The 12,830-nt window shown below is 44.5% G+C and carries 15 protein-coding genes, 1 pseudogene and 1 other annotated feature; of the genes and pseudogenes, 5 read left to right on the forward strand and 11 right to left on the reverse strand.

All coding sequences use genetic code 11. The annotated features are described in order from the left end of the window. Nucleotides 1–8: 8 nt before the first annotated feature. From DQM55_RS08540 to DQM55_RS08585, 10 genes are all read right to left on the reverse strand, one after another. Nucleotides 9–572 carry an aminodeoxychorismate/anthranilate synthase component II gene (locus tag DQM55_RS08540; protein WP_111676187.1) on the reverse strand — a complete coding sequence of 188 codons (564 nt, stop codon included), beginning with the start codon at nucleotides 570–572 and terminating at the stop codon, nucleotides 9–11. Continuing rightward, nucleotides 569–1,927 carry an anthranilate synthase component I gene (trpE, locus tag DQM55_RS08545; protein WP_111676189.1) on the reverse strand — a complete coding sequence of 453 codons (1,359 nt, stop codon included), beginning with the start codon at nucleotides 1,925–1,927 and terminating at the stop codon, nucleotides 569–571. The genes DQM55_RS08540 and trpE overlap by 4 nt, the downstream gene beginning before the upstream one ends. Before the next feature lie 402 nt (nucleotides 1,928–2,329). Then, the gene (trpB, locus tag DQM55_RS08550) at nucleotides 2,330–3,511 is read right to left on the reverse strand and encodes a tryptophan synthase subunit beta (protein WP_111676191.1); all 1,182 of its coding nucleotides are present in this window, start codon (nucleotides 3,509–3,511) and stop codon (nucleotides 2,330–2,332) included. A 60-nt stretch (nucleotides 3,512–3,571) separates the two neighbouring features. Further along, nucleotides 3,572–3,801: a binding site (T-box leader), on the reverse strand. Nucleotides 3,802–3,900: 99 nt separating this feature from the next. Then, nucleotides 3,901–4,416, reverse strand: a complete 516-nt coding sequence (locus tag DQM55_RS08555; RefSeq protein WP_111676193.1) for a VanZ family protein — start codon at nucleotides 4,414–4,416, stop codon at nucleotides 3,901–3,903. Next, on the reverse strand, nucleotides 4,403–5,491 hold the full coding sequence (gene rlmN / locus DQM55_RS08560) for a dual-specificity RNA methyltransferase RlmN (protein ID WP_111676195.1): 1,089 nt from the start codon (nucleotides 5,489–5,491) through the stop codon (nucleotides 4,403–4,405). The genes DQM55_RS08555 and rlmN overlap by 14 nt, the downstream gene beginning before the upstream one ends. Then, nucleotides 5,488–6,069, reverse strand: coding sequence for a YutD family protein (locus tag DQM55_RS08565; RefSeq protein WP_111676197.1), 582 nt, complete (start codon nucleotides 6,067–6,069; stop codon nucleotides 5,488–5,490). The genes rlmN and DQM55_RS08565 overlap by 4 nt, the downstream gene beginning before the upstream one ends. A gap of 181 nt (nucleotides 6,070–6,250) precedes the next feature. Then, nucleotides 6,251–7,294 (reverse strand): SepM family pheromone-processing serine protease, encoded by a 1,044-nt coding sequence (locus DQM55_RS08570; RefSeq protein ID WP_111676199.1) that lies wholly within the window; start codon nucleotides 7,292–7,294, stop codon nucleotides 6,251–6,253. Continuing rightward, entirely contained in the window at nucleotides 7,281–7,775 is a 495-nt protein-coding gene (gene coaD, locus DQM55_RS08575) for a pantetheine-phosphate adenylyltransferase (protein WP_002902590.1), read from the reverse strand. The genes DQM55_RS08570 and coaD overlap by 14 nt, the downstream gene beginning before the upstream one ends. Then, the gene (rsmD, locus tag DQM55_RS08580; RefSeq protein WP_172454750.1) at nucleotides 7,765–8,313 is read right to left on the reverse strand and encodes a 16S rRNA (guanine(966)-N(2))-methyltransferase RsmD; all 549 of its coding nucleotides are present in this window, start codon (nucleotides 8,311–8,313) and stop codon (nucleotides 7,765–7,767) included. Before rsmD ends, coaD begins: the two co-directional genes overlap by 11 nt. 69 nt (nucleotides 8,314–8,382) lie before the next feature. After that, nucleotides 8,383–8,871 (reverse strand): YcxB family protein, encoded by a 489-nt coding sequence (locus DQM55_RS08585; protein WP_111676201.1) that lies wholly within the window; start codon nucleotides 8,869–8,871, stop codon nucleotides 8,383–8,385. A gap of 173 nt (nucleotides 8,872–9,044) precedes the next feature. Between DQM55_RS08585 and DQM55_RS08590 the strand changes: the two genes are divergently transcribed. Continuing rightward, entirely contained in the window at nucleotides 9,045–9,467 is a 423-nt protein-coding gene (locus DQM55_RS08590; protein ID WP_111676203.1) for a DUF805 domain-containing protein, read from the forward strand. 190 nt (nucleotides 9,468–9,657) lie between these two features. On the opposite strand, the pseudogene DQM55_RS08595 reads toward DQM55_RS08590, so the two are convergent. Further along, a pseudogene (locus DQM55_RS08595) lies at nucleotides 9,658–9,780 on the reverse strand (YcxB family protein); the annotation flags it as partial. A 142-nt stretch (nucleotides 9,781–9,922) separates the two neighbouring features. On the opposite strand from DQM55_RS08595, the gene DQM55_RS08600 reads away from it, so the two are divergent. Genes DQM55_RS08600 through DQM55_RS08615 form a run of 4 tightly spaced genes read left to right on the forward strand, consistent with a single transcriptional unit; the run spans nucleotide 9,923 to nucleotide 12,662 of the window. Next, on the forward strand, nucleotides 9,923–10,600 hold the full coding sequence (locus DQM55_RS08600) for a helix-turn-helix domain-containing protein (RefSeq protein WP_111676205.1): 678 nt from the start codon (nucleotides 9,923–9,925) through the stop codon (nucleotides 10,598–10,600). Nucleotides 10,601–10,604: 4 nt separating this feature from the next. Then, complete coding sequence (locus tag DQM55_RS08605; protein WP_111676207.1) at nucleotides 10,605–12,020, forward strand: Y-family DNA polymerase; 1,416 nt, start codon at nucleotides 10,605–10,607, stop codon at nucleotides 12,018–12,020. Further along, entirely contained in the window at nucleotides 12,017–12,391 is a 375-nt protein-coding gene (locus DQM55_RS08610; protein WP_023915864.1) for a hypothetical protein, read from the forward strand. The genes DQM55_RS08605 and DQM55_RS08610 overlap by 4 nt, the downstream gene beginning before the upstream one ends. Continuing rightward, nucleotides 12,369–12,662 (forward strand): DUF5960 family protein, encoded by a 294-nt coding sequence (locus DQM55_RS08615; protein WP_111676209.1) that lies wholly within the window; start codon nucleotides 12,369–12,371, stop codon nucleotides 12,660–12,662. Before DQM55_RS08610 ends, DQM55_RS08615 begins: the two co-directional genes overlap by 23 nt. The last annotated feature ends 168 nt before the right edge of the window (nucleotides 12,663–12,830 follow it).

Raw genomic sequence — 12,830 nt, forward strand, 5'->3', positions numbered from 1 at the left:
ATACTCCTTTATTTTACTAAATCGATGAAATTCTTGATAGACGACAAGCCGTCCGGCGTGCCAATACTTTCTGGATGATACTGAAAACCATAAATAGGCAGACTCCTGTGCTGGATAGCCATGATCGAGTTATCATCAGCCGCCCGAGCCGTCACTTCAAAGTCCTCCGGCATCTCTTCGATTAAAATCGAATGATAGCGCATGACTGGTTGCTCATCCTCTAGACCCTCATAGATAGGAGAATTCCCCTCAAAGCGCAGAATACTTTGCTTGCCGTGCATGACTTTAGGAGCCAAACCTAGCTTGCCGCCAAATACTTCTGCAATGGCTTGGTGCCCCAAGCAAATCCCCAAAATCGGCTTTTTACCAGTAAAATCGCGGATAAGCTCTTCCATCCGTCCTGCATCTGCTGGCCAGCCTGGACCTGGAGACAGAACCAAAGCATCTGCTTCTTCTGCCGCTTGATAAAGACCTGCATCATCATTTCGCAAGACCCTAACTTCTGCAAAATTGCCGATATATTGGGCTAGATTGTAAGTAAAAGAATCATAATTATCAATCAATAAAATCATTGCATCTCTCCTATCTTGGTCATTGATTTGGCCTTATTGATGGTTTCTTGGTATTCATTAGCAGGGATCGAGTCATAAACAATACCCGCTCCAGCTTGAACGTAAGCTCTGCCATTTTTCAAAATCATGGTCCGAATAGCGATGGCAAAATCCATATCACCTGTCGCAGACAGATAGCCGATAGCCCCCGCATAAACGCCACGTTTTTCCTGCTCCAACTCATAAATTCGCTTCATGGCTCGAATCTTAGGCGCACCCGAGACGGTGCCGGCCGGCAGGGTTGACTTGAGCGCATCCATAGCTGTCAGTTGAGGCAGAAGCTGACCACGGACCACACTGGTCAGGTGCATGACATAGCGGAAATACTCTACCTCCATGTACTTAGTGACTTCCACGCTGTTATTCTGGGCAATTTTACCGATATCATTACGCCCCAAATCAACTAACATACGGTGCTCCGCCACTTCCTTCTCGTCAGCCAGCAACTCCTTCGCCAAGGCTTTATCTTCTCTTTCATCCTGCCCGCGCGGTCTGGTCCCAGCGATAGGATTGGTCGTAACCTGCCCCTGCTTGACAGAGACCAGACTTTCTGGGCTGGCTCCGATAATCTGATAATCCCCGAAATCATAAAAGTAGAGATAGTTGGAAGGGTTGGTCACACGCAGATTGCGATAGTAATCCAGCGGCCTACCAGAATATTCTGCTGAAAACCGCTGACTGAGCACACATTGGAACATGTCTCCCTGCCGAATCAAGCTACGCGCTTCTTCCACCATTTTTTCAAAAGCGGTCTGCTCGATGTGACTCTGGAAGTTCAAACTGGACAGTTCCAGTGGTGAAAATTCATCTACCGCTGGCTGCGCCAGCTCAACCATAATCCTCTCCAGACTAGCAGCCAAATCAGCTTCGCTTCGGTCGCTGTAGAGCGCCTCCTCAAGGATATAGACCTTGTCTTTTTTATGATCAAAAACCATGTAACTCTCATAGACGAAAAAGTGCATATCCGGCGTCCCAATCACATCAGCTGGAATCTGACCAATCTCCTCATAGAGGGAAATCATATCGTAGCCAACAAAACCGATGGTTCCACCACCAAAAGGCAAGTCTGAATGATGATTTTTCTTTACTGCCAACTCATGCAGATAGTCCAATGGATCTGCCTCAATTACTTGCCCGTTCTTTGTTAACAGGCCATTTTCATAGCGGATTTCAAAGACTGGGTTATAGGCTAGGATAGAAAAGCGAGCCGTCTCGCTATCTCTCGGAATACTTTCCAAAATCACCTTGTGGTCGCCCTGAATCCGCATATAAGCCAAAATCGGCGATAAAATATCAGCTGGTAAAATCTTTTGCATAATGTTTCTTTCTATTTAATCAAAAACGTTTAAGGAGGAACAATCTGCTAGCCATGACTGCATTCACAAGAACAGATAGCACCTGTCCACGGTCATAACTTGCTCCAAAACTACAGAAAAACGCCCGCACAGTTCATCCTGTGAGGGCGTATCATCGCGGTGCCACCTCAGTTATGGAGTTTTTAGGCTCCACATCTCATTTACTTATTTACAGTCATTTAGATTCCTTTTAGTAGAAGGCAGCATACTATTTTACAGCAAAGCATGCTAACAAAATGATAAAAGATCAACTAAAGGACTAAATTTTGACTCCAGCAGCCCATTTCATAACTTCTCCTGCCTGTTTACAGCAACCACAGACTCTCTAAAAGGAGGGATGTTACTACTCTTCTGCTGGGTATTTTATTTTCGTTTTTCTAGATAGTCGGCAATGGCTGCCACATCCTTATCTCCACGACCGGATACATTGATAATGATGATTTGGTCAGATGACAATTGCGGAGCTCGCTTGATAGCTTCAGCAATGGCATGAGAGCTTTCGATTGCCGGCAAAATCCCTTCCTTTTGTGTCAAGAGGAGCAAGGCATCCACAGCTTCATCATCTGTCGCGGCTACATATTCTACTCGACCAGAATCTTTAAAGAAAGCATGTTCGGGACCAACTCCAGGATAGTCCAAGCCTGCTGAAATCGAGTAAACCGGCGCCACCTGACCATCTTCAGCAAAGACAGCGTAAGTCTTCATACCATCCACTACTCCGACACTTCCCTTGGTCATGGTCGCTGCATGCTGGTCTGTATCAAGACCACGCCCAGCTGCTTCAACTCCCACTAACTTAACTTCTTCATCTGCCACATACTGAGAGAAGGCGCCGATAGCATTGGAGCCGCCACCTACGCAGGCAATAACATAGTCCGGCAAGCGGCCTTCCTTGTCCAAAATCTGCTGGCGAGATTCTTCACTGATCACCTTTTGGAACTCATGGACAATCGTCGGATAAGGATGAGGTCCGACAGCCGAACCCAAAACATAGAAGGCTTCCAAATCATTCATCCAAGCCCCAAAGGCTGCGTCAACAGCATCCTTGAGGGTTTTGGTGCCTGTTTCCACTGCATGAACAGTCGCTCCCATCATTTCCATGCGGAAAACATTGAGGCGCTGGCGTTCTACATCCTCTGCACCCATGTAAACATCGCACTTCATACCAAACTTAGCTGCGGCTGCCGCAGTTGCCACACCATGTTGGCCAGCTCCAGTTTCAGCGATGACTCGGGTCTTGCCCATGCGCTTAGCTAGTAAAATCTGCCCCAAAACATTATTGAGCTTGTGAGAGCCCAGATGATTGAGATCTTCCCGCTTCAGATAAATCTTAGCTCCGCCCAGATGCTGAGTCAGACTTTCTGCAAAGTAGAGCGGAGTTTCCCGGCCTGAATAATCTGCCAAATAATGCCGGTATTCATTTAAAAATTCTGGGTCATCCTTATACTTCTCAAAAGTCGCTTCTAATTCATCCAGCAAGGCTTGGATAGGCTCCGGTACAAAGGAGCCGCCGAATTGTCCAAAATATCCTTTAGTTTCTGTCATCTTGATTGCCTCTTTTCTTTATTTTCAAACAAAACAAAAGCCCACACACAGAAAAATCTGTGTGAGGGCGTAAAATCGCGGTGCCACCTCAATTATGGAGCAAAGTATAGACTGCCTCCATATCTCTGTCTTGTCTAACAACAAGCTGCACTGTAAGGTGTGCTCACCGAATTTTTATTGCTTCAAATTCATTTTTTGCATCAGCCCACTTCATAATCTTCCACTGCCTGTTTCCACCAACCACAGGCTCCCTGAAAGTAGAAAAAATTATTACTTTTCTGATGATTTATTTTATTATAGGCCTTTCCCTTTTTCTTGTCAAGAAAAAATTTTATTTTTTCTTCTAAATCCGAACCTTTCTCTTGCTAGTCTCTTTTGAAAGCGTCGCCTTAACGATTTTTCCAGATTTTTTGACCAAGCTGAAAAGCCCGCCAAGCCAGATAACCACCCAAAGTATTGGTCCAGAGATCATCGATTTCAAAGACTCGATTGGCGTTGATAAGAAGATCCAGCAGAATCTGAGTCACTTCGATAGACAGACTCATCCCAAAGCTCAGCCATACAATCTTCTTGGTCTTCCGCAATTTCGGAAAGAGGCAAAGCAATTGAAAAATTAAGGGCGATAGCAGAAAGATATTGGCTAGATTTTGGATAAAGACCTTGACCAGCTGAATCCAAGAAGTAATCTCTCCAATATTGACAAAGGAGTTAAAAGGGATTAACAAAACCACTATTCGGCCAAAATACTGGACTCCCGGCGTCTCCATTCCCGGCTCCGGAACCTGAGGAATAAAGCACAGGATGCAAAGCATCAAGAAATAGAGCCAGCTTCCCCCTACCAGCAATTTCCGTCCCTTAGCAGTCAGCTCACCAGCTGAAGTCAGATAGTTCTTAAGGCTGAACATTTTCTACCAATGCTTTCTCGCGATCACGCTTCATAGTATTGGAACGCAGCTGACCGCAGGCTGCATCAATATCCGTTCCATGTTCCTGACGAACCACGCAGTTGACTCCGTTTTTCTTGAGGGTATCATAGAAAGCCATCACGCGCTCTTTGGGACTGCGGCTGTATTGGTCGTGCTCGCTAACGGGGTTGTAAGGAATGAGATTGACATAAGATAGCTTCTTGATATTTTTCAGCAATTCTGCCAGTTCCTTGGCCTGCTCTATCCCGTCATTGACTTCATTGAGCATGATGTACTCAAAGGTCACACGACGGTTCGTCGTCTCAATATAGTATTCGATAGCCGCAAAAAGCTTTTCGATAGGGAAGGACCGGTTAATTCGCATGATGCTAGTCCGCAGATCATTATTTGGGGCATGTAGGGATACAGCTAGATTGACCTGCACACCTTCATTGGCAAAGTCACGAATCTTATGAGCCAGCCCTGATGTCGAAACCGTGATATGGCGGGCACCGATAGCCAAACCTTTGTCATCATTGACCGTCCGGACAAACTTGAGCACATTGTCATAGTTATCAAATGGCTCGCCGATTCCCATAACCACGATATGGCTGACCCGCTCATCCTGGCCACGCTCGTCAAAATACTTCTGAACCAGCATAATCTGAGCTACAATCTCACCGTTATTGAGGTCGCGTTGCTTTTTAATCAAGCCGGAGGCACAGAAAGTGCAGCCGATATTGCAGCCAACTTGGGTGGTCACACAGACAGAAAGTCCATAGTGCTGGCGCATGAGCACCGTCTCAATCAGCATACCATCCGGCAGCTCAAAGAGGTACTTGACCGTACCGTCAGCCGACTCTTGAACAATGCGCTGTTTAAGCGGATTGACGACAAACTGATCATTTAGCTTGGCAATCAAGTCCTTGGACAGATTAGTCATCTCTTCAAAAGACTGAACCCGTTTACGATAGAGCCACTCCCAAATCTGGGCAGCACGGAATTTCTTTTCTCCCTGAGCTTCCGCCCATTCAATCATTTCCTGACGCGTTAAGCTATAAATAGATGGTTTCATTTTTCTCCTCTATTCTGACGAATTACAAAATGGCGATTGCTGTCTTTTTGCTTTTTCTGCCTATCTTGCTGGGAATTGTTGCGAGAGCGCTTATTGTCCCTTTTAGAGCGGCTGTCTCGGTCTCGCTCGCTTCTGCGATTGCGGTTGCCGCCTGAACGGCTGTTGCGAGAACGTTTTGACCGCCCCTCTGACTCTTTCTTGCCATGCGATTTTTTATCAAAGGAAGCGCGCTGGGGATTTGGATTTTCCAAGACAAAATAAGCACAGCCATAGCTGCAGTACTCCAGCAAATAGTCTTCTAAGCGGCTGATCTTCTCATCGTTTTCATTAGCCCGCTCGTCCTTGTAAAAACCGCGCAGGCGTAGCTGCTCATTGCCCCAGTCGCCGACAATATAGTCAAACTTGGTGAGAATTTCTGAAAAACGCTGATGAAAGGCAGTCAAGTCAAAGCCTTCCTTATAGTTCTCAATCAATTCAAACTCGAATTTTTCTGCAACAATCTTGCTATCAATCTGTTTAAACTCCGGTCCTGGGAATTTATTATAATTATACAATTCAGGTGAAATATCTTTACGCATACTCTTCCTTTAACACTCTTGGATAGTTTATCTACAACACTTTATTTTATCATAAATCAGCCAGTATTTCGCGGACTTTTCATCAAAAATATCTTTCTGAAAAAAGTCAGACGATTTAAAGCAGAGAAGACCAGCTGATTTTGTCTGTTTCACAAGAAAAATCTTAGCAAAAGCTAAGATCTTACTTGTTCTTTTTCAGATAGTCAATGGCGTCCTGCAGCGTTTTAACTGGAACAATTTTCATATCCGTTTTAATCTTCTTGGCTGTCTCCAAAGCCGTTTGGTAGTTGTTTTTCCCATTAGGAGAAAGCTTCTTCTCTTCCTCTGTCAGTTCATTGTTCGGTGCAAAGAAGATATCTGCTCCGCTTTGGGCCGCTGAAACAACTTTCTTATCAATTCCGCCGATTTCACCAACTTCGCCTTCACGACTGATGCTGCCGGTCCCTGCAATATCGCGGCCATCACGAAGGGTCGGATCAGCCAACTGGGTATAAATGGCTAGGCTGAACATGAGACCAGCACTGGGACCGCCAATACCTTCAGTTGAAAATGTAATCGGAATACTGCTGCTGACTTCCGTCCGGTCTATCAGACTAATCCCAATCCCGTTCTTACCGTTCTCCAACTTGATAATCTTGCCGGTTGCCGATTTCTCCTGGCCATCCTCTTGGAAAGTTACCTTGATTTTATCCCCAAGCTTCTGCGAGTTGACATACTTGACCAGCTCCTCAGAACTTTCAAATGTCTTGTCATTGACACCAGTTACCGTATCAGCAATATTGAGAACTCCCTTGAAAGTTGAGTTATCTGCCACCTGCAGGACATAAACCCCTAGATAGTCCATTTTAATCTCTTTACCAGCTGTCGTCAACCCTTGATATTTGGCCATATTTTGCGATGTTTCCATGTAAAACTGGTTGATCCGATTAAATTCCTCATCCGTGGAGCCACCCGTCATATCCTTGGCAGAATAAATATCTGTAAAAGGGGTCAGCCAAGCATAGACCAGATGAGCAAAGGTTGCCTGCTCTACTCCGACCGTCACAAAGTTGTAGGAACCCGCTTCCTTGTCGGCCTTATTATCAACCAGCAAGACCTGACGAACATCCTCGGCACCACCAGGAACTTCTATATAATAAGGCAGACGAACGTAAAGAGCTGCTATAAAAAAGGCAATAGTGACGCCAATGACCGTCGGCAATATAAACTTCTTAATTCTTTTCATTGTTGATTCTTTCTAATTCTTTGATTACACTTTGAGGCACATAGGCCGCGATATCCTGCTGAAAAGCAATCAGCTCACGAATACGTGATGAACTGATATGCTGATAGGCCGGCTTGCTGAGCAAGAAAATCGTTTCCAGCTCTCCTGCTAGTTCATGATTGAAAAAGTTCATATTGGCTTCATAGTCTAGATCTTGACTATTTCGGAGACCGCGCACAAAGGCCTGTGCTCCCAGTCTTCTGGCCACTGTCACTGCTAGCTCATTCTGCGAAATGATGACCTCGACATTATCCAAATGTTCTAGAGCTTCTTTGACCATGCGCTCTCTGGCTTCAATTGTGAAAAAACCAGACTTTTCCCGATTGTAGAAAATTCCTACATAGAGCTTATCAAAGAGCCTGCTGGCCCGCTCAATCAGGTCCACATGGCCCTTGGTCATCGGGTCAAAAGACCCTGTGAATAGTCCTATTTTATCTGACATACACCGTCACCTTTGAAATTCCATATATCTTCTGCTTCCAAATGCCCAGCCCTGCAATTTCCTCAGGTAATTCAACTTCCTTTTCTGTCTCACAGACTACTAGGACATCTTGGCTCAAGAGCTGGCCTTCCTCCAGCTTCTCAAGGTCAGCCACAATCTGCTCCTTGGCATAAGGCGGATCCAAGAGGACTAAGTCAAAAGCCCCCGTCAACATTTCTAGGGCTCGGCCAGACTCCATCTTGAGCAAGTCAAAACGTTCCGGCTCCTTGGTCATCTGAATATTCTCTGAAATGATAGCCTGAGCTCTGCGATCCTTTTCGACTAAGACAGCTGTCTCCATACCTCGCGAAATAGCTTCAATGGCCAAACTCCCGCTCCCAGCATAAAGATCCAGCACCCGACCGCCGTCAAAATAGGGACCAATCATATTAAAAATCGCCCCCTTGACCTTATCGGTCGTAGGCCTAGTCGTCTTGCCGTCCAAAGTCTTGAGGGGCCTGCCCCCATATTTACCTGCCACAACTCTCATAAAAAACATTATAACACACATCGCACAAGAGGCCAATTTTTTGAAAACTTGACAGATAAAAAACAGAAGTCCCCCAAATTAGAGACTTCTGCTTTCTTTTAGTTTTAGTAAAAAATCAATTAATTCAGGCTGACAGTCTGCCTTATCCAAGATCAGTCCCATTGACCGGCCAACCATGATATAAAAAGTTTCTGGCTTGTCTATAATGGCCACAATATCTTGATAGTCAAATCTGGCATTGTTATTCCGATTAACGACACGAAATTCTGTCTCATAGAAGCTAAACTCCTGCTCTATATCATGCCAGAGGGGGTTGCCTCTATAAAACTTTTTAATATGTCGATTCATGGACAGATAGTAAAGAAAAGGAAGGACTGCCACAGTAACAAGAAAAGCTACGCCTGGCAAAGGTTCCCCGATGAAAAAACAGATTGCACTGCATATCAGCACCACTATCTCAGGGAGAATCAGTGAGAAGATGCCATTCTTTTTATACCAGAAATTGGTCCAAGCGAAACGGCGATAAGCTTCTTCTGTCATAATCGTTTTTGCTGTCATAGGAAACATCTCGCTACCTCCAGGTTATATTCCTCCCTACAGTTTACCACACTCTTGCTAAAAATAACAATACCCAAAGGAATAAAGCTATCTTAAATCATTATGAAAAAATAATGAAAGAATTGCGTATTTTTTCACAATATAGTATATTATAAGAAGTATAAAATATTAAGGAGATCATTATGATTCAAGCTTATAAAAATTTCTGGAAGAATTACCTAAACTTTTCTGGTCGCTCAACGCGTTCCGATTACTGGTGGGTTGTTCTCATTCACAATATTATTCTATTGCCTTTTAACTTTTCATATTTTAGTGCAGCAGCAAATAACAACAGTGCAGAAGCTCTTCAAGCTCTTTCATCCTTTGGTGGATTCTACATCATTCTCGGTTTAGTATTATTTCTACCATCCATTGCCCTTCAAGTTCGTCGCTTGCGTGATGCTGGTAAACACTCGATTTGTATTTTCTTACCACTTATTCCCTTTATCGGCTGGTTTCTTTTAATTATGCTAAATTGTTTCCCAAGTGAAAAAGTTGAAATTCCTGAGGGGTATGATTATCAAGAACTTCAAGGCCAACACTTCAGACAAGACTCTGAAGAATAAATCTCAATTTTATCTACACATTAACAGCAACTATTTAAATCGAAAAAGACAAATTCTCAACAGACATTTGTCTTTTATTTTATGTCTGTTTCAAGATTCTCAGTTTCAATGACAAGCTGTTCATCTTGTTTAAGCTTGTTGACAGTCATGTTGACACCAAGAGCATTCTTAAAATAGACAAATCCACTGCTAACAAAGCCACTTCACCAATGATTAGAGGAAAGAGCCCAGTCTTTCGATACCAAAAGTTGGCCCAAGCGAAACGGCGATAAGCTTCTTCTGTCATGGTCGTTTTTGCTGTCATAGGAAACATCTCGCTACCTCCAGGTTATATTCCTCCCTACAGTTTACCACACTCTTGCAAGAAATAACAATACTCAATAAAGAGCTTGCTTTTCTCGATTTCATCTGTTATACTATACGTAACTTTCAAAACGTTACATAGGAGGTGTGATATGTTTTCGCATGAAAAATTAAAAAAACGCCGGCTGGAGCTTAATCTGACTCAGTCTTCCATTTACCAAGAGCTTGGAATTTCCAGAAAGACGTACTCTGCCTGGGAAAATGGCCTAGCAGAACCCCACGCAAAAAATCTCAGGAGGTTGGCCACCTGTCTCAAGGTCCAAGAGAACTACTTTATGGATGAGACCAGTGCGCTCTACACCTACCCTTTACTAACCGCACCACATAAAAAAGAAGTAGACCAACTCGCTAGTCGGCTCTTAGAGAGACAGCGTAAGATTAGCTCCCTTACAGCCTATAAGGTTCTATCCGTTGAGCTGGCTGCAGGTCTCGGTCACAGCTACTATGACAATGAAACAGACTACGAAACTGTCTACTTTGATCAAGATATCCAGCACGACTTTGCATCCTGGGTCTCTGGGGATTCTATGGAGCCTAAGTATCCCAATGGCTCTGTTGCCCTTATGAAACAGACAGGATTCGACTACGATGGGGCAGTCTATGCTCTCATGTGGAATGGCAAGACCTATATCAAAAAAGTCTATCGTGAGGCTGAAGGTCTACGCTTAGAGTCTATCAACCCTGACTACGAGGATCTCTTTGCTCCTTATGAAGACCAGCCTAGCATTGTTGGTATCGTAGTCGGACATTTTCTGCCGATTGAGGTATAAAACTATGGTCCTATTTGATTATTCACGCGAGCCTCGTTCAGACATTGCTTTTGTGGATATGAAAAGTTTTTACGCCTCTTGCGAATGCATTGCTCTTGGCCTTGACCCTTTAAAAACCTCGCTCTGTGTTATGAGCCGAGTTGAAAATTCCTCTGGACTGATACTAGCTGCCACCCCTCTCTTTAAAAAGAATTTCGGCAGCCAGAATGTCAGCCGAAGCTATAATCTTCCTTTTGATGTCCACACCCGTAAGTTCAACTATGCTGCTGCTCGCAAGCAGGGACTGCCTATTACAGCAGATTATGTGCGCTTTATTGAAGATGCTGCTCAAAAGACCTTATTGGTCCCACCTCGGATGAACTACTACATCCAAAAAAACATGGAAATTCAAAAAATTTTCCAGGATTTCGCAGCTCCTGATGACATTTTCCCCTACTCAATCGATGAGGGTTTCTTAGATTTGACTAGCTCTATCAACTACTTCATTCCCGATCAGACGCTGGACCGCAGGACCAAACTGGATCTGCTGGCCGCCCGCATTCAACAGGCTATCTGGAAGAAGACCGGGATTTATGCCTCTATCGGCCTGAGCAACGCCAATCCTCTTCTCGCTAAGCTAGCCTTGGACATTGAAGCCAAACACACAAAAAAGATGCGGGTCAACTGGTCCTATGAGGATGTACCAAGCAAGGTTTGGACTATTCCGACAATAACTGATTTTTGGGGCATCGGCCACCGAACGGCCACCCGTCTTAAGAAGCTAGGCATCCATTCCATTTATGATTTGGCCCACTTTAACCCCGACATACTCAAAAAAGAAATGGGAATCATGGGCCTACAGCTTTGGTTTCATGCTCACGGTATTGATGAAAGCAATGTGCACAAGCCTTATCAGGTCAAGTCACATGGTCTGGGCAATTCACAAATTCTCCCCCGAGATTATAGACAGCAGGCAGAGATTGAGTTGGTTTTCCGAGAAATGGCTGAGCAGGTCGCCATTCGGCTCAGACGCTCTGGTAAGAAATGCCAGCGTGTCTCCATCTATGCCCGTTATTCCAAGCAGGAGCTCCTGCCTTCCATTCATACACAGAAAAAAATTGAGCCCACTAACAACAGCGATCGATTGGCTCAAATCGTCGTTCAGCTTTTTCGTTCCAAATATCAGGGCGGGGCTATCCGTCAGATTGGCGTTTTTTACAGTGACTTTGTCGATCAAGGTTATGGTCTGATTTCTCTCTTTGACGATCCTCTGCAAATTCAAAAAGAAGAGGAGCTCCAACAGACGATTGACCGCATCAGAGATCGCTTCGGCTTCGCCTCTCTGCTTAAGGGAAATGCCTTGCTGGGCTCCTCCCGTGCCATCGCTCGAAGCAATCTGACAGGTGGCCATTCGGCTGGAGGGCTGGAGGGCTTATCATGACCGACCGCTCCTACCTCCCCTATCAGTCAGCTCGTGACTTTCAGGATCGGGGCATGGCTAAGTGGGCTGGCTTTTTCCTCTCTGAACATAGCACTGCTTTGGCCAAAAAAGAACTAGATATGAGCCAATTGCCCCAACTTGATAGACAGGAAAAATTCCACTTGCTCAGTCAAGCCTACAGCCAGCAAGTTCCCATCCGAATCACCTTTCTTAATAAGGAAAGGCTGACCGACATTACTGCTACAATCTTTCATCTGGACTGCAAGCAAGTCCTCCTGCAGAAAGGTGACCATTACAAAGGCCTTGCTATCCATCAAATTCTTTCGATACATGCTTCAGGAGGCGTAGATGACCACTCAGAATGTACATGAGGAACTTCAATTCGACTATTTTTCCCAGAACTACCATCAATTTCAAGAGGATTTTTATCAATTTTCCAATCTTCCCCAGCCTCTGATGGTCATGGAAGATGACATCCTACTCCACATGGCCAGCCGCCAAGCCACTTATTTCAAACTCTCCAAGACCAAAAGCTTGGATAAAAAGGATCATTACTTCCACTTTACCGTCAGTCGACCAGACCAAGCAAACCGACTCTGCATTTACCACTATCAAGGCCAAACAGAAGATATAGATCAATAAGCTCCCAAACTGAGTCTGGGAGCTTATTGTATAGGGCTGGCCATCTACTAGTATCTTCTCAATTATTTCTTGCTTTAAGTCAGGGGAATAATATTGAAGATTTGGGCCAGCTATATTGTATTTGAGGTCAATCTGAACCCAAGAAGTGCCATTCTTTTTAGGTTATCT

Source organism: Streptococcus sanguinis, assembly GCF_900475275.1.
GTDB lineage: Bacteria > Bacillota > Bacilli > Lactobacillales > Streptococcaceae > Streptococcus > Streptococcus sanguinis_N.